Below are 23,551 nucleotides of genomic sequence, written 5' to 3'. Positions count from 1 at the left end.
CGGGAAAGCGTTTATACCGTTATTTGTGCAGCGCGTTCAGCTGGCGCGCGATGATGTCGTGGTTCAGCCACAGCACCGGTGCGATTTTTTCGGACGCGCCGTGGAACATCAGCGGGCCGGCGCCTTCCAGCACCAGCGCCGACAGGTGGTCGGTGATCAGGGTCTTCTTGTCCTTGTGCAGGGCGGTGATCTCTTCCGATGTGCCGATCGCGATGTCGGCCAGCTCCGGCGTGTTATCCATCGGCCAGGCTTCGAAATTGCGGAACTTGGCGCTGACCGCGTCCTGGTTGAAGCGCTCGATCATGTCGAGCACCGACTGCAGAGTCACGCCTTCTTCCAGGCGCTCCTGGCAGATGGCCCACTGCTGGTCGGCCCAAGCGCCGCCGCCTTCCTTCTTCAGCGCGAGCAGCAGCGGGAACAGCGGCAGCTCGACGCCGACGAAGATGTCGGACGAATTGGTGCGGATCTCCGGGCAGTTGAACACGGTGACCGGCACGCCCTGCGCCCACGCCGCCTGCGCGATCGACTCCAGGCGCATCTTGGCGTAGCCCTGGGTGTAGTTGGTGTAGGTCTGCCAGGTGTACTGGCCGCCGATCAGGATCTCGGTGCCGTGGTAGCCGTAGGCGCTGTAGCGGACCTGGCCGCCGGCGCGGGTCACGCGCTCGCGGATCGGGGCGGACGCGTCGATCAGGTACTTGAGCGTGTTGGCCGTGACCTCGTCGAAGTTCATCAGGATCAGCTTGCCCAGGTCGCTGTCGAGCAACGCGCGCGAGGACACGAAGCGCTCGCCGCGGCCCTTGTAGATGCGGTTGGCGATGGCCAGGAAGGCCTTGATCTTGGGGATGCCGCCGGCCATGGTGTGGGCGAAGAAGACGTTGGCGCCTTCCGGCACCAGCTTGTCGATTTCGGCCATGACGGTTTTTGCCGATTCGGTGAAGCGGCGCACGCCGGCCTCGCGGCAGCGCTCGATGCGCGACCAGTCCAGCTTCTCTTCCTGCCAGTTCTTGAGGGTGACCCCGGACAGCTGCTCGGTCGGGTTCTGTTCGCCCTCGGGGGCGTCCATGTCGAAGCCTGCCATCAGCGGCACGTTGATGATCTTGCCGCCGAGGCGCTCTTGCGCTTCGGCCAGCTCTTCGTCGTTCAGTGCGCGCAGCACGCCATTGTCGTCGCGGCGGCCCACCGTGATACCGATGATCGTCATGCCGGCTTTGCGCGCCTCGTCGATCAGGCCGTTCACATAGCCGCGCCCGAACAGCTCGCCGAACAGGACGAAGACGTCGCCCTTGCGGAAGACGTTCGCTTGCGGAATGTGTCGCAGTGAGGTCAATTCGGTCATAGATTAATTACCACTCAAAAGGATGAAAGACCGGGAACGGCGGTACGGAGCCCCGGATTGTTATTCTTAAAAAAGCGCATTATAACGCCCATTGTCGCGCTCGAATTGATATCGCTTTGTTAATACAGGCGCCTGCCGGCAGGCTGCATGCCGCCCCGTCCGCCATCAGCGAATGCGCATGCCCGGCTTGGCGCCGGCGATCGGCTCGAGCACGTACAGGCCCGGATCGGCCTTCTCGTCCGCCGCCGAGGCGCACAGCACCATCCCTTCCGACACCCCGAACTTCATCTTGCGCGGCGCGAGGTTGGCCACCATCACCGTCAGCTTGCCGATCAGGTCTTCCGGCTTGTAGGCCGACTTGATGCCGGAGAAGACGTTGCGGGTGCGGCCTTCGCCCACGTCCAGCGTCAGGCGCAGGAGCTTGGTCGAGCCTTCGACTTCCTCGCAGTTGACGATCTTCGCCACGCGCAGGTCGATCTTGGTGAAGTCGTCGATGCTGATTTCCGGGGCCAGCGGCTCGATGCCGCCAGCCGGCGCGGCGTCGGCGGCGGCCGGCGCGGGGGCTTCGGCGGCAGGTGCCGGCTTGTCGAACAGGTCTTCGATCATCTTGGCGTCCACGCGCTGCATCAGGTGGCTGTAGGCGCCGATGGTGCGGCCGAGCATGGTCTCGTACACGGCGGCGCCGCGGGTATCGTTCCAGGTGAGCTTTTCATCGCCCAGGAATTCGGTCACACGCGCGGCCACGTTGGGCAGCACCGGCGCGAGCATGATGGTCAGCTGGCGGAACAGGATCAGCGCGGCGGTGCACACGTCGTGCAGCTCGGCGGTCTTCTCGGGGTCCTTGGCCAGCACCCACGGCTTGTACTCGTCCACGAACTGGTTGGTCACGTCGGCCACTTCCATCACTTCGCGCAGGGCCTTGCCGAATTCGCGGCTTTCAAACAGCGCGGCGATGCTGGCCTGGCGCTCGGCGCCCTCAACGGTCAGCGCGCGGGCGATCCACTGCTTCGCGTTGTCCGACAGGGTGGTGGCAAGCTTGCCGTCGAAGCGCTTGGCGATGAAGCCGGCGCAGCGGCTGGCGATGTTGACGTATTTGCCGATCAGGTCGGAGTTCACGCGGGCGACGAAGTCCTCGCCGTTGAAGTCCAGGTCCTCGACCTTGGAATTGAGCTTGAACGCCAGATAGTAGCGCAGCCACTCCGGGTTCATCTTCAGGTCGAGGTAGCGCAGCGGCGAGATACCGGTGCCGCGCGACTTGGACATCTTTTCGTTATTGACGGTCAGGTGGCCGTGCACCGCGACCTTGAGCTTGTCGATGATCGGGTGGCCCGAGAAATTGAGCATCGCCGGCCAGAACAGCAGGTGGAACGAGACGATGTCCTTGCCGATGAAGTGGATCTGCTCGGCGGCCGGGTCGCGCAGGAAGGCGTCGTAGTCCACGCCGGTCTTGCCGAAGTAGTTCTTCAGGCTGGCCAGGTAGCCGACCGGCGCGTCCAGCCACACGTAGAAGAACTTGCCCGGCGCGTCAGGGATCGGGATGCCGAAGTAGGGCGCGTCGCGCGAGATGTCCCAGTCGGCCAGCTTTTCGCCGTGCTCGCCCAGCCATTCCGAGACCTTGTTGACCATCTCCGGCTGCAGGCGGCCCGGGGTGTTGAGCCAGTCCTTGAGGAAGTGGAAGCAGCGCGGATCGGACAGCTTGAAGAAGTACTGCTCCGACGGCTTCAGGATCGGGGTCGAGCCGGTAAATACGGAGTACGGGTTGAGCAGCTCGGTCGGCTCGTAGGCCGCGCCGCACACCTCGCAGTTGTCGCCGTACTGGTCCTTGGCATGGCATTTGGGGCACTCGCCCTTGATGTTGCGGTCGGCCAGGAACATGCCCTTGACCGGGTCGAAGAAGCGGTCAACGGTGCGGGTTTCGATCAGGCCGGCGTCGCGCAGCTTGCGGTAGATGGATTGCGACAGCTCGACGTTTTCCGGCGAATCGGTCGAGTACCAGTTGTCGAACGCGATGTGAAAGCCGTCCAGGTACTGCTTGCGGCCGGCCGCGATCTTGGCCACGAATTCCTGCGGCGTGATGCCTTCCTTTTCGGCGGCGATCATGATCGGCGTGCCGTGGGTGTCGTCCGCGCCCACGAAGTGGACCTCGCAGCCCTGCATTCGCATGAACCGCACCCAGATGTCGGCCTGGATGTATTCCATCACGTGGCCAATGTGGAAGGGGCCGTTGGCGTAGGGCAGGGCGGTGGTGACGAACAGCTTGCGGGTCATGGTCGAAACGCTTATTTGGTTAGATGAAAAAAACATTTTACCAGCAAGATGGCCCTTTCCGCGCTGTGGGCATTGCCGCATTTTGCCATTCGGTCAAGGGCGGCGGGGCCGATTTGCGCTACACTTCGCGACAATATCATCCGGAGATTTCCATGAGCATCACAGTAGAAGACGTCAAGGCAGCCCTGGGCACCGTTATCGACCCTAACACCGGCAAAGATTTCGTGTCGTCCAAGGAGGTCAGGAACCTCAAGGTCGAAGGTGGCGCCGTCTCGCTCGACATCGAGCTGGGCTACCCGGCCAAGAGCCAGCACGCGGCCATCAAGGCGGCCGTCACCGAGGCGCTGGCCAAACTGCCGGGCGTATCGAGCGTGAACGTCAAGGTCGGCTCGACCATCCTGTCGCACGCAGTCCAGCGCGGGCTGAAAGTGATGCCGAACGTGAAAAACATTATCGCCGTGGCCTCGGGCAAGGGCGGCGTGGGCAAGTCGACCACGGCCGTGAACCTGGCGCTGGCGCTGGCCGCGGAAGGCGCCAGCGTGGGCGTGCTGGACGCGGATATTTACGGTCCGTCGCAGCCGATGATGCTCGGCATTAGCGGCCGCCCGGAAACCCTGGATGGCAAGACCATGGAGCCGCTGGAAAACCACGGCGTGCAGGCAACCTCGATCGGCTTCTTGATCGACCCGGACGAGCCGATGGTCTGGCGCGGCCCGATGGTCACGCAGGCCCTGCAGCAGCTCCTGGACCAGACCAACTGGAAGGACCTCGACTACCTGGTGGTGGACATGCCGCCCGGGACCGGCGACATCCAGCTGACCTTGTCGCAGAAGGTGCCGGTCACCGGCGCGGTGATCGTCACCACGCCGCAGGACATTGCGCTGCTGGACGCGCGCAAGGGCCTGAAGATGTTCGAGAAGGTCGGCATCCCGATCCTGGGCGTGGTGGAGAACATGAGCACCCACATCTGCTCGAACTGCGGCCACACCGAGGCGATCTTCGGCGAGGGCGGCGGCGAGAAGATGTGTCGCGATTTCGGCGTGGACTTCCTCGGCAAGCTGCCGCTCACCTTGTCGATCCGCGAGCAGACCGATTCCGGCCGCCCGACCGTGGTGGCCGACCCGGACGGCCCGGTCGCCCAGGTGTACAAGGAGATCGCGCGCAAGGTGGCGATCAAGGTGGCCGAAAAGGCCAAGGACATGTCCGCCAAGTTCCCGACCATCGTCGTCAAGAACGACTGACGGAGTGCGCGTTGCGGAACTGCGGGAGCGCCTGCTGGGCCTGGGCGCGCTGCCCGAGCACGCCCAGCGCGTGCTGCGCGACTGGGTGCAGTGCGCGCCGCACGAGCGCGGGCGGCGCCGCCCGGCGGACTACCTTCCCAAGCCGGTGCGCGAGGCGCTGCCGGCCATCGACGCCGAGCTGGCAAAGCTGGCGCGGGTGGTGAGCGAGCATCCCGGCGAGGACGGCTCGGCGCGCCTGCTGGTGGCGCTGGCCGACGGCCAGACGATCGAGAGCGTGCTGCTGCCGCGCGATGGCGTGTGCGTGTCGAGCCAGGTCGGCTGCGCGGTCGGCTGCCGCTTTTGCATGACCGGCCAAAGCGGGCTGCTGCGCCAGGTGACCAGCGGCGAGATCGTGGCGCAGGTGGTGCTGGCGCGGCGCCGGCGGCCGGTGAAGAAGGTTGTCTTCATGGGCATGGGCGAGCCGGCGCACAACCTGGACAACGTGATGGAGGCGATCGACCTGTTGGGCGTGGAGGCCGGCATCTCGCACAAGAACCTGGTGTTCTCGACGGTGGGCGATGCGCGCGTGTTCGAACGCCTGCCGCAAGGCCGGGTGAAACCGGCACTGGCGCTGTCGCTGCACACGACCAAACCCGCGCTGCGCGCCGAGCTGCTGCCGCGCGCGCCGCGCATCGACCCGCGCGACCTGGTGGAAGAGGGCGAGCGCTACGCGCGGCTGTCCTGCTATCCGATCCAGTACCAGTGGACCCTGCTCGATGGCGTGAACGACGGCCAGGACGAGCTGGACGCGCTGGTTGCGCTCTTGCGCGGCAAGTATGCGGTGTTGAACATGATCCCCTACAACGCCAACGACGGCCTGCCGTTCAGGCGTCCGTCGTGGGAAAAGGCGCGCGCGATCGCGGCGCATTTGCACGGCCGCGGCATCCTGACCAAGCTGCGCGATTCGGCCGGGCAGGACGTCGATGGCGGCTGCGGGCAGCTGCGGGCGCGCGCGCTCGATGGCGGCGCGCAGCCGGTGCGCCTGGCGCGCATGCGCTAGGGACGGGCCGGGCGGGCGGCGCCAAGCCCGCCCGTTACCTGGGGCCCGCGACGTGTGGGCTCAGAACTCTTCCCAGTCGTCGCCGCCGGCCACCACGGCCAGCTTCGGCTTGCGCGCCGGCGCGGCCAGCGCACTGGCGCGCGCGCCTGCGGGCGCGACCTTGCGCCCTGTCTTCGGCGCGGCGCGCGTCGGCAGGGACTGCACCTGCGCCTGCGCCTGCGCCTGGTTGATCTTGAAGACGCTCACCAGGTCCGCCAGCTTGGCCGCCTGGTCCTGCAGCGCGGTGGAGGCGGCGGCGCCTTCCTCGACCAGCGCCGCGTTTTGCTGGGTCGCCGCGTCCATGTCGGAGATCGCCTGGTTGACCTGGTCGATGCCGCTGGTCTGCTCCTGGCTGGCCGAGGCGATCTCGCCCATCAGGTCGGTGACGCGCTTGACGCTGGCGACGATGTCCTTCATGGTCGCGCCGGCCTGGTCCACCAGCTGGCTGCCGCGCTCGACCTTGTCGACCGAGTCGTCGATCAGCGCCTTGATCTCCTTGGCCGCCGACGCTGAGCGCTGCGCCAGGTTGCGCACTTCCGATGCCACCACGGCAAAGCCGCGGCCCTGTTCACCGGCGCGCGCTGCCTCCACCGCGGCATTCAGGGCCAGGATATTGGTCTGGAAGGCGATGCCGTCGATGACGCCGATGATGTCCACGATCTTGCGCGCCGAATCGTTGATCGCACCCATCGTATCGACCACCTCGGACACCACCTGGCCGCCCTTGCTGGCGACTTCGGAAGCGGTAGCGGCAAGCGTGTTGGCCTGGCGCGCGTTGTCGGCGTTCTGGCGCACGGTGCCGGTCAGTTCTTCCATCGACGAGGCGGTTTCCTCCAGCGAGCTGGCCTGCTGTTCGGTGCGCGCGGACAGGTCCAGGTTGCCGGCGGCGATCTCGCTCGACCCGTGGGCGATGGCCTCGGCGCCGGTGCGCACCTGCGACACGATGTCGGCCAGGCTGTTGTTCATGTGGCCAAGGGCGGTGAGCAGTTGGCCGCACTCGTCGCTCGAGGTGGCGCGGATTTCCTGGGTGAGATCGCCTTCGGCCACGCGGCTGGCCGCTTCGACCGCATTGCGCAGGGGGCCGGTGATGGCCTTCGCCTGGCGCCAGGCGAACAGCACGCCCAGGGCCAGCACCAGCGCGGTCAGCGCGACAATGCGGTTGACGCTGGCCTCTTCGATGGTGGCGATGTGGGTCGCTTCCGCGTCCATTTGGGAGCGCTGCAGGGCGATGAAATCACCCAGCATCTTTTCGTAGTCCTGGGCGGCGGGGACGAAACGCTTTTCGAAAATGGCGGCGGCTTCCTCGACCTGGCCGGCGGCCTTGGCCTTCATGATCTCGTCGCGCGCGCTGATGTAGGACTTGCGGATCGAGGAGACCTTGGCGTACAGGTCTTTTTCTTCCTGCGTGGTCAGCAGCGGCTCGAGGCGCTTGACGATCTCGGTGGACTTGCGCGAGCCCTCGGCCGCGCTCTTGCTGAAGTAGCCGGACAGCGAGGGGTCGGCGCTGCGGGCGATGGCGGTGGTGCGCATGATGCCCACCGAAATGATCTGGGCCCAGTCGCTCACCAGGCGTTCCTTTTGCACCGGCAACTCGGCCATGTTGTGGCTGGCATCGGCGATGCCGTTCAATTGCCACAGCCCGACGCCGGCGATAATGATTGCCATGAGCAGCATGGTCCCGTAGCCCATGGCAAGCCGTGCGCCGATTTTCAATCTCGAAAAGCTGTACATCACTCTACCCTTTGTCTTCGTTGTTCTGCCGCGCAAGCGGTGCCAGCGGATGGCTGCCGGTGCGCGTTGTCTCTCTCTTGGCGGAAGCGGGGAGGGCGGCAGCCCGGCCTGGCCGCTTGGCGCCGGCTGGCTGACGATTTCCCTGGTTCCTGTAGGGAGACTAGCTAAAGAATTTCCGTAGCGCAATCTCTGTGACTTTTGTGCCACTGTTTCCTTTAAGAATTGCGCTTTTGGCAAGGGTGGCTGGCGCCGGGTTTTCTGATGAGTTTCTGCGCGAAAATAAACTGAGCCGGAATTTCCGTACATAAACTGGCCACTGGCTTCCACATGCCGTGCCAGATCGGGATCCCGGATGAGCAAAGCGAGTGCGCAGTGGGCCGAGCGGTACCTGTCGGCCGTCCATTGGTTCATTCCCGCGCAGCTGCACGGCGCGGCGGTGCCATTTGGGCGCGCGCAAAACGTGGTCAACGCGGCGCTGGTGGCAGCCATGTCCGGGCCGTTCTACGCGCTGGCCTACCACCTGCTGGGCTTTGACGCGGCCGCCGCCGAGATCCTGGCCTGCTGCCTGCTGATGCTGGGCGCGCCGCTGGTGCTGCGCACCACCGGCAGCATCGTGGCCGCGCGCGAGACCTTCCTGTGCGGCGTGTTCTTCAACTTCAGCTGGCTGACCTGGCACCTGGGCGGCATCGGCGCGCCCACGGCCAGCTGGCTGATCACCGCGCCGGTGGTCGCCATGTTCCTGGGCGGCGCGCGCACCGCGCTGTTCTGGCTGGCGATGAGCTGCGCGGCGGCTGGCCTGGCCTACCTGCTGCCGGCGCTGGGCACGCCGCTGCCGCCGCATCCGGTATCGGAGATGGGACTGTTGTACCTGATCTGCGACCTCGGCCTGTACCTGGTGGTGGTGGTGTTCGTGCTGCTGTTCGAGCTGACCAAGAACCAGGGCTTCGAGAAGCTGGAGCAGGCGCTTGCGCTGATCAAGGAACTGGCGATCCGCGACGAGCTGACCGGCGCGCACAACCGGCGCCGGGTGCTGGAGCTGATCGCCAGCGAAAAAGAGCGCAGCGACCGCAACGGCCGCGGATTTTGCCTGTGCCTGCTCGACATCGACTTCTTCAAGCGCATCAACGACACCTATGGCCACGCGGCCGGCGACACGGTGCTGCGCGAGTTTGCGCGCACGGTGCAGTCGATGGTGCGCGGCACCGATACCTTTGGCCGCTACGGCGGCGAGGAATTCATGCTGATGCTGCCGGAGACGCGCGCCGAGGACGCGCTGATGCTGGCCGAGCGCGTGCGCGGCGCGGTCGAGCGCATGCGCGCGATCGACGGCGCGAGCGAGATTGCGGTCACGGTCTCGATCGGCGTGACCGAGTACCGCGCCGGCGAGGAGGTGGGGCAGGCGGTGGCGCGCGCGGACGAGGCGCTGTACATGGCCAAGTCCACCGGCCGCAACCGGGTGGTGCGGCACGGCAGCGACTGCACGGTGATGCAGCCGGGCGGGCCGGCGCGCCAGAGCAAGGCCAACCAGCACGACATGGGGCTGACGGTGGCGCGCCTGATCGACAGCGCGCAGTACGACCAGCTCACCGGGCTGCTCAACCGCAGGCTGCTGCGCGACCGCTTGCGCCACGCGATGGAGCGCGCCGACCGCAACCGGCACACGGTGGCCCTGATCCTCATGGACATCAACAACTTCAAGGAAGTCAACGACGCCCTGGGCTACGAAGCAGGCGACGCGGTCCTGGCCCAGGCCGGGGCGACCATTCGCGGCTGCCTGCGCGACAGCGACAGCGTGGCGCGCTGGGGCGGCGACGAGTTCGTGGCCCTGCTCGAGGACCTGGCGGTCGAGTCGGATGCGCAGGCCGTCGCCGACAAGATCCTGGCGCGCTTTGCGCAGCCGTTCAGGACCGGCGCGCACGAGTGCCTGATCACCATGTCGGTCGGGATCGCGCTGTACCCGGCGGCGGATTGCGACCTGGATGCGCTGCTCAAGCGCGCCGACATCGCGGTGCGCCTGGCCAGGCGCTGGGGCGAGAACAGCGTGCGGGTGTACTCGGCCGACGCCAGCGAGCCGCAGAGCGAACGGCTGGCGCTCAAGACCGGCATGCGCGAGGCGCTGCGCGAGGGCCAGCTGTTCATCGAGTACCAGCCGCAGGTGGAGCTGGCGAGCCGGCGCATCGTCGGCGTCGAGGCGCTGCTGCGCTGGCAGCATCCGGTGTACGGCCGGATCGCCCCCGACCGTTTCATCCCGCTGGCCGAGGAGACGGGCCTGATCGTGCAGATCGGCGAATGGGTGCTCAGGACCGCCTGCGCCCAGAACCGGGCCTGGCGCGAAGCCGGGCTGCCGGAGGTGCGCACGGCAGTGAACCTGTCGGCGCGCCAGCTCAAGGACCCCGACATCGTCGCGCGCGTGCTTCAGATCGTGGCCGACAGCGGCGTGCCGACGCGCTGCGTGGAGATCGAGATCACCGAGGGCACCCTGATCGAGGACCTGGCGGTGAACCGGGTGTTGATGAACGAGCTGCGCCAGGCCGGCGTGCTGGTGTCGATCGACGACTTCGGCGCCGGGTATTCGAGCCTGAACTACCTGTCCGAGCTGCCGGTGGACATTTTGAAAATGGACGGCATGTTCGTGCGCCGCCTTGGCGCCACTTCGGGGCGCGCGCGCTCGTTCGCGCTGGCCGAGTCGATCGTGGACATGGCGCACCGGCTGCAGCTGAAAGTGATTGCCGAGGCCGTGGAGACCGGCGAACAGCTGGCCGACCTGTGCGCGATGCGGTGCGACGCGGCGCAGGGCTACCTGTTCGCGCGGCCGCTCCCGCCCGACCAGTTGGGCGCGCTGCTGGCGCGCCAGTATGCCGTTCCCGCCGCGCCCGCGCTTGCCTGAGCCGCGCGCGGCCCCTGCCAAGGAGAGTCCCGTGCAAGAACCATCCGTGATCGACGAGGACGATGACGATATCGAAGCGCTGGCCGCATCCGGCGCGCTGGCCGGCACCGCAGCCCAGTTCGCGCAGCCGCGCGGGGCCGACCTGGTCCGCCGCACCGAGGCGCTGGAGGCGTGGTGCGCGACGCGCGCGGCCCACGGCGTGTGGCAGTACGCGCGCGCGCTCGACGGCGCGCCGGAGCCTGTGGCCAGCGTGCGCGAGGAGGGGCTGCCTGCCGCGCGCGGGATCAACTTCGCCTCGCAGGACTACCTGTCGCTGGCGTCGCACCCGGCGGTGGTGGACGCCGCCGCCCGGGCGCTGCACGACGCCGGCCCGCACAGCGCCGGGTCCGCCGTTTTGCTGGGGAACAGCCGGCTGTCGCTGGCGCTCGAGCAGGTGCTGGGCGCGGTGCTGCAGGCGCCGCACGTGACGCTGTTCCCGACCGGCTGGGGCGCGGCGTTCGGCGCGGTCACCGCGCTGGTGCATGCGCGCGACCACGTGGTGATCGACCAGCTGGCGCACGCATCGCTGCGGCAGGGCGCCGCGGCGGCCACGCGCAACGTGGCCCCGCACCGGCACCTCGATTGCGGCCACGTGCGCGAGCTGCTGGCGCAGATCCGCGCGCGCGATCTTGAAAACGGCATCCTGGTGGTGACCGAAGGGCTGTTCAGCATGGATTCGGACAGCCCGGACCTGCCGCTGCTGCAGCACCTGTGCCGCGATTACGGCGCCACGCTGCTGGTGGACGTGGCGCACGACCTCGGCGCGCTCGGGCCGAACGGGCTTGGCGTGCTGGGGCTGCAGAACATGGTGGGCAAGGTGGACATTGTGCTGGGCGCGTTTTCGAAGAGCTTTGCGTCCAACGGCGGCTTCGTCGCGAGCAGCTCGCGCGCGCTCAAGCGCCAGCTGCAGCTGTTCGCCGGCCCGCACCTGTTCTCCAACGCGCTCTCGCCGGTGCAGGTGGCGGTGGTGCTGGAGTGCCTGCGCATCGCGGCCTCGGGCGAGGGCGATGCGCTGCGTGCCGACGTGATGCGCAACGCCTGCGCCCTGCGCGCGCACCTGGCCGAAGCGGGCATCAAGTGTGGGGGTACGCCTTCGCCGATCGTGCCGGTGGTCGTCGGCAGCGAGCAGGTGGCGCGGCTGTCGGGCAAGCTGCTGGCGCGCCAGGGCGTGTTCGTGAACCCGGTCGAATACCCCGGCGTGCCGTTGGGCGCGGCGCGGCTGCGCCTGCAGCTGATGGCAAACCACAACCTGCAGCAGGTCAGGCGCGCCGCGCAGCAGATCGAGTCGGCACTGCACCGCGCCGGCGCCCTCGTGGACGGGGTGCGGCGGCACCAGGTAGCGGAGGTGCGGCGTGCTTGACCACAGCGGCAGTGGCGTACCTGTGCCGGTCTCGCGCCGGCTGGCGCTGCACGCGCGCGCAACGCCCACGCGCATCGCCTTCACTTTCCTGCGCGAGGACGGGCGGGCCGAGGACCTGGGCTATGGCGATCTGGCGCGCCAGGTCGAGCTGCTGGCCGGCCACCTGGCAGCGCGCGTGGGACCGGGCGCGCGCGCAGTGCTGCTGTACCCGCCGGGGCTGGAATTCGTCGTCGCCTTCTTTGCCTGCCTTGCGTCCGGTGTGGTGGCGGTGCCGGCGGCGATGGCCGATCGCCGGCATGCCGCACGGCTGCGCGCCTTGCTCCAGGATGCCGATCCGGCGGTGGTCCTGACCACGGGCGACTGCGCTGGCGCGGTTGGCGCCAGCGTGGCGCAGGCCGGGGCGGCGACGCTGGATTGCCTGGCCACCGACACCGTGAGGGCAGACGCGGCGGGGCCGCTGGCGGAACCCGATCCGGACGCGCTGGCGCTGATCCAGTACACCTCGGGCTCCACGGCGCAGCCGCGCGGGGTCGAGGTGACGCACGCGAACCTCGCCTGCAATGTCGATGCGATCGGCCAGGTGTTCGGCTTTGGCCCGGACAGCGTGATGGCCAGCTGGCTGCCGCTGTTCCACGACATGGGACTGGTGGGCAGCGTGGCCGCGCCGGCGGCGCTGGGTTTTCGCAGCGTGCTGATGGCGCCTGCCCAGTTCCTGCGCAACCCGGTGCGCTGGCTGCGCGCGATCGACGACTATCGCGCCACCTGCGCCGGCGCGCCGGACTTTGGCTGGCAACTGTGTGCGCGCCGGGTAAGCGAGGAGCAGAAGGCGGGGCTGGACCTGTCCAGCCTGAAGCTCGCGTACAACGGCGCCGAACCGGTGCGCGCGGCCACGTTGCGCCGCTTCGTGGATGCGTTTGCCGGCTGCGGCTTCCGGCCCGATGCACAGTTTGCTTGCTATGGCATGGCCGAGGCGACGCTGCTGGTGGCGGGCGGCCCGCGTGGCCGCGCGCCCCGGGTGCGCACGCTGTCCACGTCGGCGCTCGAACACAACCAGGTGCGCGAGGCGGCGCCCGGCACGCAGGATGCGCGCGAGATCGTCAGTTGCGGCCCGCCGGCGCCCGGGGTGACGCTGCTGGTGGTCGACGCCGACAGCTGCCTGCCGGTGCTGCCGCGGCGCGTGGGCGAACTCTGGGTCGCCGGGCCTTCGGTCGCGCGGGCGTACCGTAACCAGCCGGACCAATCCACGCAGGCGTTTGGCGCAATGCTGGCCGAGCAGCCCGGCGCCCCGTTGGCGGGCGGTTCGAGCCGATCCGGTGCGCTGACTGCCGGGCCGTTCCTGCGTACGGGGGACCTTGGATTCGTGCTCGACGGCGAGGTGCATGTCACCGGCCGCCTGCGCGACCTGGTCATCATCAACGGCAGGAACATCTATCCGCAAGACGTGGAGGAAGCGGCCGAGCGAGCGGCCGGCTGCGGCGCGCCGAACCGCTGCGCGGCATTCGCTGTGGAGACGCAAGGGCGCGAGCGGCTGGCCGTGGTGATCGAGGCCGACCGCGCGCTGGCACGCGCGCTGCAGGGCGGGCACGGCGAGGCCACGGCCGAGGCGCTGGCGCAGCAGGTGCGCGCCGCGGTGACCCGCCAGTTCGGGGTGGCCGTGGCGACGGTGGCACTGGTGGGGCCGGGCTGTTTTCCGCGCACCACCAGCGGCAAGGTGCAGCGCGCGCGCTGCAAGGCGCTGGCGCAAAGCGGCGCGCTGCCGCTGCTGTTTGCGCGCGGCGAGCGCCTGGGGCCCGCGCCTGCACCCGCGCCGCGTGTAGCAGCGCCGCCGCCGGGCAGGGCGCGGGCCGACGCCATGATCGCCTGGCTGCGGCGCTACGCGGCGCGGCGCCTGGATTCGCGGCTGATGGACGAACGCCGGACGGTGTCGCCGCACCTGGTGCTGGACCTGGGCAACGAAGGCTTCTTCGGCTTGCAGGTGCCGCAGGCGTATGGCGGGTGTGCGCTGTCGTGCGCGGACACGATGCGGGTGCTGCAGCAACTGGCCGCGATCGACCTGACGCTGGCCACCATGGTCGGGGTGCACAATGGACTGGGCCTGCGCCCGCTGCTGCAATACGGGCCCGAGGCACTGCAGCGCGAGCTGCTGCCGCGCTTGGCGAGCGGGCGCCAGCTGGCGGCGTATGCGCAGACCGAGCCGCAGGCCGGCTCCAATCCGCTGGCGATCCGCTCGCGCGCCCGGCGCGTGGACGGCGGCTGGCATCTGGACGCGGAAAAGCACCTGATCGGCTTGGGCGCCTGGGCCGGCGTTCTCACGGTGCTGGCCAAGGGCGTGGACCGCGACGGCTCACCGCTGGGCCCGATGGTGCTGCTGGTGCCGGAGGATGCGCCGGGGCTGGCGCACGGCCCCGAGGCGCTGACGATGGGCATGCGCGCGATGGTCCAGAACACGGTGCGCTGCGAGGGCGTGTTCGTGCCGGACGCGCGCGTGTTGCTGGCGCCGGGGGAGGGCATGCAGGTCGCGCACGACGCGATGGGCTTTGCGCGCCTGGGCGTGGGCGCGCTGTGCGTGGGCGCGATGAAGCGCTGCGCCCAGCTGATGGCCCGCTACGCGGCCCGGCGCGAGGTGGCCACCGGCAGGCTGCTGGACAACCCGGTCAGCTGCGCGCGCTTGCACGAACTCACCTGCGCGGTGTGGGCGCTCGAGGCGCTGGTGGAGGCGATTGCCGCGGCACTGGACGCGCGCGAACCGCTACCCCGGCATGCCTGCCTGGCCTGCAAATGCGTCGGCTCTGAACTGCTGTGGGAGGCGGCCGACTGGCTGGTCCAGATGCTCGGCGGGCGCGGCTACCTCGAAAACAACGCCGCGCCCCAGATGCTGCGCGACGCGCGCGTGCTGCGCATCCTGGAAGGCCCGACCGAGACGCTGTACATGCACCTGGGCGGTGCCGCCGCGCCCGACAGCGGCGCCGAGCGCTTCCTGGCCCACGGCCTCGGGCGGCCAAGGCTCGCGGCCGAACTGGGGCGCACGGTGGCGTCGATCCGCGAGCGCGCCGCCGGGGCGCGCCGGTTCGCCGGGGACGGCGCGCAGGTGCAAGGGCTCGACTACCGCATCGGCGAGCTGTGCGCGTTCGCCATTTTGCTGGGCGCCGCCGAACGCCGCGCGGCGGGCGACGAAGGCGGCGCGCAGGCCAGCGCGGCGCTGGAGTGGGCGCGGGCCCGCTACGACCGGGTGCGGCGCGCCATCGCGGCCGAGCAGGACGCGGCGCACGGCTACCCGTCGGCCAGCGTGCTGCTGGAACGGATCGGCGCGTACGCGCAAGCGATCGGCGACGTCGACCAGCAGCCGGCCGGGGTGGAGCAGTTGCCCGACCCGATGCTGCGCGCGGCGGACCTGCCGCAGCCGCCGGCGCCGGCCGCAAGTCCTGCTCTGGCGCCGCGCGCGGCGGGCGACGCCATGCGCCGGCTGGTGCGCGAGAGCGTGACCCGCTGGCTGGCCAGCGACGGCCGCCCGTCCATGCCCGCGTTCGGCGACGATACCCCGTTCGCGGAGTTGGGCATCGACTCGCTGGCGACGGTGCCGATCGCGCTGGAGATCGAACAGCGCGCCGCGGTGCCGGTGGTGCCGGAGCTGCTGTACGACTACCCGACCGTCAACGCGCTGGCTGCCTGGCTGGAGGCGCAAGGCGCGCCCGCCCAGGCGGGTATTTAGCAGGCCGCAAGGGCGGGTACGGCGCGGCAGCGCAGCTGCGGCAGGGTCGCGGTAAAATAGGCGTTTTACCAATTTGCATTACGCCATGACTGTCCGCACCCGTTTCGCACCGAGCCCGACCGGCTACCTCCATCTCGGCGGCGCGCGCACCGCGCTGTATTCGTGGGCCTACGCCCGCCATTTCGGCGGCACCTTCGTCCTGCGCATCGAAGACACCGACCTCGAGCGCTCCACGCCGGAAGCGGTGCAGGCGATCCTGGACGGCATGAAGTGGCTGGGCCTGGAACACGACGAAGGCCCGTTCTACCAGATGAAGCGCATGGACCGCTACCGCGAGGTGATCCTGACCATGCTGGAGCAGGGCACCGCCTACCTGTGCTACTGCTCGCCGGAGGAAGTGGAAGCGATGCGCGAGCGCATGCGCGCAGCCGGCGAAAAGCCGCGCTACGACGGCACCTGGCGCCCCGAGCCGGGCAAGGAACTGCCGCCGGTGCCCCCCGGCGTGCAGCCGGTGGTGCGCTTCAAGAACCCGCTCGAGGGGGAGGTGACCTGGAACGACGTGGTCAAGGGCCCGATCACGATCGCCAACAAGGAACTGGACGACCTGGTGATCGCGCGCCCGGACGGTACGCCCACCTACAACTTCTGCGTGGCGGTGGACGACTGGGACATGGGCATCACGCACGTGCTGCGCGGCGACGACCACGTGAACAACACGCCGCGCCAGATCAACATCCTGCGCGCGCTGGGTGCGCCGCTGCCGGAATACGGCCACCTGCCGATGATCCTGGGCGCGGACGGCGAAAAGCTGTCCAAGCGCCACGGTGCGGTGAGCGTGATGGAATACCCGGCCCAGGGCTACCTGCCCGAGGCCATGCTGAACTACCTGGCGCGCCTGGGCTGGAGCCACGGCAACGACGAGATCTTCTCGATGGAGCAGTTCACCGAGTGGTTCAACCTGGAGCACCTGACCGCTTCGGCCGCCCAGTTCAACAACGAGAAGCTGGCGTGGCTGAACAACCACTACATCAAGCAGGCCGACAATGGCCGGCTGGCCGAGCTGGCGCGCCCGGTGCTCGAGCGCGAGGGCGCGCGCCTGCTGTCCGGCCCGGATCTTGCGGCCGTGATCGGCCTGATGAAGGAGCGTGCCAACACCGTCAACGAACTGGCGGACGCGGCCATGCTGTTCTACCGCGAGCCGAAGTCCGACCCGGAACTGGTTGCCCAGCACTTGACCGACGCGGCGCGCACCGCGCTGGGCCAGTTTGCCGAGCGCGCAAAGAGCGTGGAATGGACGCGCGCGGCGATTTCGGCCATGGTCAAGGAAGTGCTGGCTGCCAACGGGCTGAAGATGCCGCAGCTGGCCATGCCGCTGCGCCTGGCCCTGACCGGGCAGCTGCAAACCCCGGCCATTGATGCGGTCGTGGAACTGTTTGGCCGCGACACCGTGGTCGAGCGCGTGGAAAAATTCATCTAAACGCAGGATGGCTATTTGCAGATTGCAAGACTGACGCTATAATCCTGCTTCTTCGCCGGTACGGGGGTATAGCTCAGCTGGGAGAGCGCTTGCATGGCATGCAAGAGGTCAGCGGTTCGATCCCGCTTACCTCCACCAACGTCGAAGAAGCAGTTAGCAGTCCAGGGTCCCCATCGTCTAGAGGCCTAGGACATCACCCTTTCACGGTGAGTACCGGGGTTCGAATCCCCGTGGGGACGCCAAGAATGATGTGGGCATGGCCCACGCGGCTGGAAAGAAGCGTAGGGTGGGCAGATTCTGCCCACGCGTTCAACCAGCCACAAAGTAGTCGTAGTAAAAGCAGTACCATGGGGGGTATAGCTCAGCTGGGAGAGCGCTTGCATGGCATGCAAGAGGTCAGCGGTTCGATCCCGCTTACCTCCACCACGAACAAATAGCAGTCCAGGGTCCCCATCGTCTAGAGGCCTAGGACATCACCCTTTCACGGTGAGTACCGGGGTTCGAATCCCCGTGGGGACGCCAAGAATTTGGCAGCCGCAAGGCGTAGGGTGGGATTCAGGCCCGCGTCTTCAGCCAGGGCGTAGGGTGGGCAGATTTTCTGCCCACGCGTTCAAGCGGCGGCAAAGCAGTTGTAGTAAAAGCAGTACCAAGGGGGGTATAGCTCAGCTGGGAGAGCGCTTGCATGGCATGCAAGAGGTCAGCGGTTCGATCCCGCTTACCTCCACCAAGGTTTTAGGTCCCCATCGTCTAGAGGCCTAGGACATCACCCTTTCACGGTGAGTACCGGGGTTCGAATCCCCGTGGGGACGCCAGGTTTGGCAGCGTGGGCAGTGAAGCCCGCGACGCAGTAGAATAGAAGCAGTAACAGTTTTAGGTCCCCATCGTCTAGAGGCCTAGGACATCACCCTTTCACGGTGAGTACCGGGGTTCGAATCCCCGTGGGGACGCCAGTTAAAAACCGGAGCAGACCACCGTGCATGCGCGGATAGGTGCTCCGGTTTTTCTTTGCCCGTTTGCCGCCGTGTAGCGCGCTACCAGCCGCCGCGCACGGTGCCAATGCCGAACGGCAGGCCGGGAATGCCGGGAATGCCGCCCTGCGCTGCGCCCAGCCCGACCGGCTGCCCGAACGCCGCCTCGCCCATGAGCCCGACCCCGCCGATGCCGCCGAGTGCGCCAAGGCCCATGCCGGCCATGCCCTGCAGCGACTGCTGTCCGCGCCGGTCGGCGGCCATCACCGACCACCCCAGGGCCACCAGCGCGTCCGGCAAGCCGTAGCCAATGCGCGTCTGTTCGCCCAGCGTGACCCGGCGCGCGCTCATGCGGATGACCTGGAACAGGCGCTCGACCCGGTCGGCGTTCGGCGCCCGGCCCGGCCCCTGGAACGCCGGATGATGGGCCAGCACCAGCGCGGCCAGGCCGGTCACGTGGGGCGCGGCCATCGAGGTGCCGTCCCAGGCCGCGAAATTGTTTGGCGGCACCGACGAGACGATGGCCACGCCCGGTGCGCACACGTCCACGCGCGGTCCGTAGCAGCTGAACCGCGCCGTGAAGAAGCCGTCCGCATCGACGTCGCCGTTCATGGTCTGGCTGTGGTAGCTGTCGGGCGGGAACTCGCCGGCCTTGCCGATCGCGGCCACCGCCAGCACATGCGGCGACGAGGCCGGGTACTGGACCGCGTCACCGCTGTTGCCCGCCGCGGCGATGCAGGCCACGCCGAAGCGCTTGGCGCGCAGGATCTGCTGCTCCAGCGCCTCGGACGGTTCGGTGCCGCCCAAACTCAGGTTGGCCACGTCGATCTGGTGTTCGATGCAGTATTCGAGCGCCTCGATCAATTGGCTCACCTGGCCGCCGGGGAACAGCTTGCAGACGTGGATTTCCGCTTCCGGTGCAAAGCCGCGGATGCCGAAGGTGGGGTCGGCGCCACCGATCACGCCCGAGCAGTGTGAGCCATGCCCAAGCTGGTCCTGGTTCCAGGCGCCCGGATCGGTGTCTTTATCGATGATGTCGAAGCCCACGCCGATCTGCCGCAGGTTGGTGTGGCTGGTGGCTACGCCCGAATCGATCACCGCGATCCTGACGCCGCGGCCGCGGAACTCGGGTGGCAGCTTGTCCATGCGCATGGCGCGCTGGCCCCAGCCGATGGTGTTTTGGCCCGGAAAGCCTGACAAGCCGCGCCACGCGGACAGCGGGCGCAGCGTGACAACGTTCGGCTCGGTCGCGGACAAGTCGGGGTCGCGCTGGTACAAGCTCCAGAAGTCCGATTTGGGCTTGACGTACAGGCCGCGCACCGTGTGCGGGTTTTCGCCGTACATGGTGATGGTGGCGGTGCCGTCCTGCCCGGTGACGCCGCTTGCCGGCAGCAGGCTGCCGAACAGCGAGACCTCGGCCTCGGGCACGGGCGCGCCGCTGCCGTCCAGCACCAGCACGGCAAGCGACATTGCCGGGCCGGCGGTCGGAGTGAGCGAGGCGACCAGGTTCGGCTGGCGCAGGGCCGGCTCGAACAGTTGCAGGTGCTGGTCGCGCTCGACCAGCAGGCGGCCCTGGCCCTGCAGGTGCAAGTCCTGCGCCTTCTGGTCGGTCATGCGCGCCACCAGCACGCCCTCGGCGTGGCCGCCGCCCATGCCCTCGGCCAGCGGGCTGGCCGCGCGGCGGTCGCCCACCAGGCCGACCACCTCGATATCAGGCGCGGCGCGCAGGGCTTGTTCGACCGTGCTCAGCGACAGCGGCTGGAAGGCCATCGGCAGCATGCCGAGCGGGCCCATCTGGACCATCGGCTGGCGTGGCGCGACCAGGAAACGCTTCTTGCGTTCGCCCACCACGTGGCCGCGCGGCTGCCGGCTGGCGGCCGTGCCGCTCTCGGGCGGCGCACCGGCGCCTTGCGGATTCTGCGGCGCCGCGCCTTGCCCCGGCTGCGCGCCCTGTCCGCTGGTTGGTTCCTTTGGCATGTGTATTCCTTTCGATTCAGGCCGGACCGTGACCGAACAGCGACAGCGGCCGGTCCGGTTCGATCATCAATTGGTTGGTGCTGCTGAAGCGTTGCGCGAGTTGTTGCGCGGTCGCCTCGTCGGTCTGGATGACCACCGTGTGCGGCTGCTGCGCCGGGCCGATGGCTTCGACCAGCTCGATGGCAGGCTCGCCCTGCAGGCCGGCGATGAAACCCTGTAGCGGCGCGCTGTCGCCGGCGGCGCGCACGATGTAGCGGTGCTGGTTGGGTGCTTGGGGCATGGCGTATTCCTCTGGTTTGAAAAACCTCCCGCAAGCACCGCGGGAGGCCCGGTTCAGTCTGCGATCAGTGCAGCGTCTGGCCGCCTTGGCCCTGCTGGCCGGCCTGCATGCCCTGGCCGATCCCCTGGCCCGGCTGGTACTGCTGCATGCCGCCCATGCCCCGGTATTGCGAGGCGATGGCCTGTTGCTGCAGCCAGTTGCTGTACGGGTCCGCGCCGAACGGCAGCATCTGGCCGAGCTGGCCGGCCGCGCCGCCGATCGCGCTGCCCAGCCCTTGCTGGCCGAGCCAGCCGCCCACGGTGGAGCCGATCGGCTGCGCATACTGGCCGAGCAGGTTGCCGAACCAGCCCTGCGGCTGCATCTGGCCGCCGCCCATGCCCGGCTGCTGGAATTGTTGTTGCGGTTGCTGTTGCTGTTGCTGTTGCTGCTGTTGCTGGATCTGCTGCAACTGCTGCATCAGCTGTTGTTGCAGTGCCTGGTGCAGCAGCGGGTGCGACTGCATGACGGTGTGCGCCAGCAGCGGATGCTGCAGCGCTTGCTGGAGCATGGGGTGCTGCTGCACCAGCTGTTGCGCAGCCTGGGGGTTCTGCAGCGAGGCCTGCAGCAGCGGGTGGGTGGACAGCAGCTGCTGCGCCAGCGCCGGCTGCTGCGCGATGGCCTGCAGCAGCGGATGTTGCTGGAGGAACTGACCGACGATCTGTGCGCCTTGCTGCCCGCCGCCGATGCCGCCGCCATAGCCCTGCATACCTTGCATGCCTTGCATGCCTTGCGGCTGGGCGCTGAACGGCAAAATGCCGCCGAGGAAGCTGCCGGCTGCCTGGCCGATCTGGCCGCCCAGCTGGGCGTTGCCAAGCCAGCTGCCGATGCCGCTGCCGATCTGGCCGCCGAGCGGAGCGCCGAAGGTGCTGCCAAAGAAGCCTTGCGGCTGGAACTGTGGTTGTCCGTACCCTGCTTGTTGGAACTCGTTCATGATTCACCCCTTCTTGTTCAATGTGAGTGCAGCCGCCGGCCATGGGGCCTGTCACGGTCGGTCACAAGCAGCTGTGCCCGACTCGCGTTCCCTTACGCACCACGGCAAACGGCAGCGTGCGATCAAGCGCCTCACCCATCCGGTAAGGTCAGGTGTGTCAGGCGGGAGGAAGAACGCTCAAGCGGACGAATCCGCCAAAGCGCAGCTGGTACGGGGTCTTGGACAGGGTGGGGTAGGTGAAGTTTTTCGACGGGCAGGGCAAAATCGTGCTTGCCTGCCGCTGCTTGCGATGCCGCAGATGAACGGCTGCCGGCCCTTGCGCGGCGGCGCGGCAAGCGTTAATCGCGCGCGGGTCGGGTAGAATGGCGGCCCGCGCTGCCCTGGCTCCATCGACATGTCCCACACTCCACGTACCCTGGTCATCTTTTGCAAAGTCGTCGACAACTACGGCGACATCGGCATCTGCTGGCGCCTGGCACGCCAGCTGCACCACGAGCACGCGCTTGCGGTCACGCTGTGGGTGGACGACCTGGCAAGCTTTCGCCGCATCTGCCCCGAGGTGGACACCGGCGCCGCGCTCCAGCAGGTGCAGGGCGTGGCGGTGCGCCACTGGCAAGGACAGGACGGGCAGTTCGATCCGGGCGAGGTGGCCGACATCGTCATCGAATTTTTCGGCGTGGACATTCCGCCCGGCTATGCCGAAGCGATGGCGCGGCGCGCACCGCGGCCGGTCTGGATCAACTACGAGGGCCTGAGCGCCGAGGAGTGGGTCGAAGGCTGCCACCGGCTGCCGTCGATGCATCCACGCCTGCCGATCACGAAGTATTTCTTCTTCCCTGGCTTTACCGGCAAGACCGGCGGCCTGCTGCACGAGGCCGGCCTGGACGAGGCACGCCAGGCGTTCCAGTCCGATCGCGCCGCCATGGCCGCGTTCCTGGCGCGCTTTGGCGTGACCGATGAGGAGATGGACACGCTCAAGGTCTCGCTGTTCTGCTATCCGCATGCGCCGGTCGCGGCATTGCTCAAGGCGTGGGAAGAGGAGGGCACGGCGCTGACCTGCCTGGTGCCCGAGGGCGTGGCGCGCGACGCGGTCGAGGCCTTCCTCGGCCAGCCGGCGGTGGCCGGCGCGTGCGGCAAGCGGGGGCCGGTCACGGTCCGGGTACTGCCGTTCGTGCCGCAGCCGGACTACGACAGGCTGCTGTGGGCCTGCGACATCAATTTCGTGCGCGGCGAGGATTCGTGGGTGCGCGCGCAATGGGCGGGGCGCGCCTTCATCTGGCAGATCTACCCTCAGGACGAGAACCTGCACCACAAGAAGCTGCGCGCTTTCCTGCAGCGCTACGCCGGCGGCCTCCCGAGCGTGGAGCACTTCATGCTGGGCTGGAACGACGCGGCCGCGGTCGGCGACTGGCAGGCCGCGTGGCTGGCGCTCAAGGAGGACTTGCCGGCCATCGCGCGGCGCAACGCAGCGTGGCAGCACGAGGTGTTGGAAAACGGCGACCTGGTCACGCAACTGCTCAGCTTTGCGCGCTCGGCCGGGTAGGCTGGCGCCGAAAAACATGGTATGATGCCCGGTTACTGCAACCTACAAATAAACGCATACACCCTATGAAACCCGCAAAAGAAATTCGTGTTGGCAATATCATTATGGTTGACGGCAAGCCCTTCATCGTGCTGCGTTCCGACGTCAACGGTTCGAGCCGCACGGGCTTCACGTACAAGTGGAAGATGAAGAATCTTCTGACGAACGCGCCGCTGGAAAACGTGTTCCGCGGCGACGACAAGTTCGACGTCGTCATTCTCGACAAGAAGCCGGTGACCTACTCGTACTTCGCCGACCCGCTGTACGTCTTCATGGACGAAGAGTACAACCAGTACGAAATCGAAGAAGAAAACCTGGGTGATGCACTGCACTACCTGAAGGATGGCATGGAGTGCGAGGCCGTGTTCTACGACGGCAAGGCAATCTCGGTCGAACTGCCGACCACCATCGCGCGCCAGGTCGTGTACACCGAGCCGGCCGTCAAGGGCAACACCTCGGGCAACGTGCTGAAAGACGCCCGCATCGAGAACGCCATCGAGTCGAAGCAGCACACCGTCCAGGTGCCGCTGTTCGTCAGCAACGACGACGTCATCGAAATCGACACCCGCACCAACGAGTACAAGCGCATCGTCCGCGCCTAATCTCGCCGCGCGCCGGCTTGCCGGCGTAAAGACACAAGAAAGCACG

The 23,551-nt window shown here is 68.0% G+C and carries 14 protein-coding genes and 7 tRNA genes; 15 read left to right on the top strand and 6 right to left on the bottom strand.

All coding sequences use genetic code 11. The annotated features are described in order from the left end of the window. Positions 1-19: 19 nt before the first annotated feature. Both NX774_RS02820 and metG read right to left on the bottom strand, forming a co-directional pair. On the bottom strand, positions 20-1,336 hold the full coding sequence (locus NX774_RS02820) for an enoyl ACP reductase FabMG family protein (protein ID WP_258820618.1): 1,317 nt from the start codon (positions 1,334-1,336) through the stop codon (positions 20-22). 165 nt (positions 1,337-1,501) lie between these two features. Then, on the bottom strand, positions 1,502-3,604 hold the full coding sequence (gene metG / locus NX774_RS02815) for a methionine--tRNA ligase (protein ID WP_258820617.1): 2,103 nt from the start codon (positions 3,602-3,604) through the stop codon (positions 1,502-1,504). 152 nt (positions 3,605-3,756) lie between these two features. On the opposite strand from metG, the gene apbC reads away from it, so the two are divergent. Together apbC and NX774_RS02805 are read left to right on the top strand one after the other, a co-directional pair. Beyond that, positions 3,757-4,845 carry an iron-sulfur cluster carrier protein ApbC gene (gene apbC / locus NX774_RS02810; RefSeq protein ID WP_258820616.1) on the top strand — a complete coding sequence of 363 codons (1,089 nt, stop codon included), beginning with the start codon at positions 3,757-3,759 and terminating at the stop codon, positions 4,843-4,845. Between the two features lie 4 nt (positions 4,846-4,849). Beyond that, a complete protein-coding gene (locus tag NX774_RS02805) occupies positions 4,850-5,884 on the top strand; it encodes an RNA methyltransferase (RefSeq protein WP_258820615.1) in 1,035 nt (344 codons plus the stop codon). Between the two features lie 60 nt (positions 5,885-5,944). Here the strand turns inward: NX774_RS02805 and NX774_RS02800 are convergent, their stop codons facing one another. Continuing rightward, positions 5,945-7,654, bottom strand: coding sequence for a methyl-accepting chemotaxis protein (locus NX774_RS02800; RefSeq protein ID WP_258820614.1), 1,710 nt, complete (start codon positions 7,652-7,654; stop codon positions 5,945-5,947). Positions 7,655-8,006: 352 nt separating this feature from the next. Between NX774_RS02800 and NX774_RS02795 the strand changes: the two genes are divergently transcribed. The 11 genes from NX774_RS02795 (at position 8,007) to NX774_RS02740 (ending at position 18,076) form a co-directional block, all read left to right on the top strand. Then, complete coding sequence (locus NX774_RS02795; protein ID WP_258820613.1) at positions 8,007-10,541, top strand: putative bifunctional diguanylate cyclase/phosphodiesterase; 2,535 nt, start codon at positions 8,007-8,009, stop codon at positions 10,539-10,541. A gap of 31 nt (positions 10,542-10,572) precedes the next feature. Next, positions 10,573-11,940: an aminotransferase class I/II-fold pyridoxal phosphate-dependent enzyme gene (locus tag NX774_RS02790; protein ID WP_258820612.1), complete on the top strand. Its 1,368-nt coding sequence runs from the start codon at positions 10,573-10,575 to the stop codon at positions 11,938-11,940. Beyond that, entirely contained in the window at positions 11,933-15,649 is a 3,717-nt protein-coding gene (locus NX774_RS23460) for an AMP-binding protein (protein WP_370660396.1), read from the top strand. The genes NX774_RS02790 and NX774_RS23460 overlap by 8 nt, the downstream gene beginning before the upstream one ends. 85 nt (positions 15,650-15,734) lie before the next feature. After that, a complete protein-coding gene (gene gltX / locus NX774_RS02775) occupies positions 15,735-17,126 on the top strand; it encodes a glutamate--tRNA ligase (RefSeq protein WP_258820611.1) in 1,392 nt (463 codons plus the stop codon). 62 nt (positions 17,127-17,188) lie between these two features. Further along, positions 17,189-17,264, top strand: a tRNA-Ala gene (locus NX774_RS02770). A gap of 28 nt (positions 17,265-17,292) precedes the next feature. Next, positions 17,293-17,368, top strand: a tRNA-Glu gene (locus tag NX774_RS02765). Positions 17,369-17,476: 108 nt separating this feature from the next. Beyond that, positions 17,477-17,552: transfer RNA gene (locus NX774_RS02760), tRNA-Ala, on the top strand. A gap of 20 nt (positions 17,553-17,572) precedes the next feature. Beyond that, positions 17,573-17,648, top strand: a tRNA-Glu gene (locus NX774_RS02755). Positions 17,649-17,777: 129 nt separating this feature from the next. Next, a tRNA-Ala gene (locus tag NX774_RS02750) sits at positions 17,778-17,853 on the top strand. Between the two features lie 9 nt (positions 17,854-17,862). Further along, a tRNA-Glu gene (locus tag NX774_RS02745) sits at positions 17,863-17,938 on the top strand. Positions 17,939-18,000: 62 nt separating this feature from the next. After that, positions 18,001-18,076 (top strand) — tRNA-Glu (locus NX774_RS02740). Between the two features lie 81 nt (positions 18,077-18,157). On the opposite strand, the gene NX774_RS02735 is transcribed toward NX774_RS02740, so the two are convergent. The 3 genes from NX774_RS02735 to NX774_RS02725 all read right to left on the bottom strand — a co-directional run bounded on the left by NX774_RS02735 (position 18,158) and on the right by NX774_RS02725 (position 21,321). Next, positions 18,158-20,071 (bottom strand): S8 family serine peptidase, encoded by a 1,914-nt coding sequence (locus NX774_RS02735; RefSeq protein WP_258820610.1) that lies wholly within the window; start codon positions 20,069-20,071, stop codon positions 18,158-18,160. A gap of 16 nt (positions 20,072-20,087) precedes the next feature. Next, positions 20,088-20,351: a hypothetical protein gene (locus tag NX774_RS02730; RefSeq protein ID WP_258820609.1), complete on the bottom strand. Its 264-nt coding sequence runs from the start codon at positions 20,349-20,351 to the stop codon at positions 20,088-20,090. Positions 20,352-20,415: 64 nt separating this feature from the next. Continuing rightward, positions 20,416-21,321, bottom strand: a complete 906-nt coding sequence (locus NX774_RS02725) for a hypothetical protein (protein WP_258820608.1) — start codon at positions 21,319-21,321, stop codon at positions 20,416-20,418. A gap of 394 nt (positions 21,322-21,715) precedes the next feature. Between NX774_RS02725 and earP the strand changes: the two genes are divergently transcribed. Together earP and NX774_RS02715 are read left to right on the top strand one after the other, a co-directional pair. Next, positions 21,716-22,864 carry an elongation factor P maturation arginine rhamnosyltransferase EarP gene (earP, locus tag NX774_RS02720; RefSeq protein WP_258820607.1) on the top strand — a complete coding sequence of 383 codons (1,149 nt, stop codon included), beginning with the start codon at positions 21,716-21,718 and terminating at the stop codon, positions 22,862-22,864. Between the two features lie 65 nt (positions 22,865-22,929). Next, entirely contained in the window at positions 22,930-23,505 is a 576-nt protein-coding gene (locus NX774_RS02715; RefSeq protein WP_258820606.1) for an elongation factor P, read from the top strand. Positions 23,506-23,551: the final 46 nt, after the last annotated feature.

This window comes from Massilia agilis, assembly GCF_024756255.1.
GTDB lineage: Bacteria > Pseudomonadota > Gammaproteobacteria > Burkholderiales > Burkholderiaceae_D > Telluria > Telluria agilis.
Note: the sequence above shows the minus strand (reverse complement) of the source record. Positions and strands in the feature narration are given on the sequence as shown.

Excerpts from the sequence above, each read along its gene's own strand:
- NX774_RS02820 (WP_258820618.1), bottom strand. The coding sequence starts at position 1,336 with ATGACCGAATTGACCTCACTGCGACACATTCCGCAAGCGAACGTCTTC.
- metG (WP_258820617.1), bottom strand. The coding sequence starts at position 3,604 with ATGACCCGCAAGCTGTTCGTCACCACCGCCCTGCCCTACGCCAACGGC.
- apbC (WP_258820616.1), top strand. The coding sequence starts at position 3,757 with ATGAGCATCACAGTAGAAGACGTCAAGGCAGCCCTGGGCACCGTTATC.
- NX774_RS02800 (WP_258820614.1), bottom strand. The coding sequence starts at position 7,654 with ATGTACAGCTTTTCGAGATTGAAAATCGGCGCACGGCTTGCCATGGGC.
- NX774_RS02795 (WP_258820613.1), top strand. The coding sequence starts at position 8,007 with ATGAGCAAAGCGAGTGCGCAGTGGGCCGAGCGGTACCTGTCGGCCGTC.
- gltX (WP_258820611.1), top strand. The coding sequence starts at position 15,735 with ATGACTGTCCGCACCCGTTTCGCACCGAGCCCGACCGGCTACCTCCAT.
- NX774_RS02735 (WP_258820610.1), bottom strand. The coding sequence starts at position 20,071 with ATGCCAAAGGAACCAACCAGCGGACAGGGCGCGCAGCCGGGGCAAGGC.
- NX774_RS02730 (WP_258820609.1), bottom strand. The coding sequence starts at position 20,351 with ATGCCCCAAGCACCCAACCAGCACCGCTACATCGTGCGCGCCGCCGGC.
- NX774_RS02725 (WP_258820608.1), bottom strand. The coding sequence starts at position 21,321 with ATGAACGAGTTCCAACAAGCAGGGTACGGACAACCACAGTTCCAGCCG.
- earP (WP_258820607.1), top strand. The coding sequence starts at position 21,716 with ATGTCCCACACTCCACGTACCCTGGTCATCTTTTGCAAAGTCGTCGAC.
- NX774_RS02715 (WP_258820606.1), top strand. The coding sequence starts at position 22,930 with ATGAAACCCGCAAAAGAAATTCGTGTTGGCAATATCATTATGGTTGAC.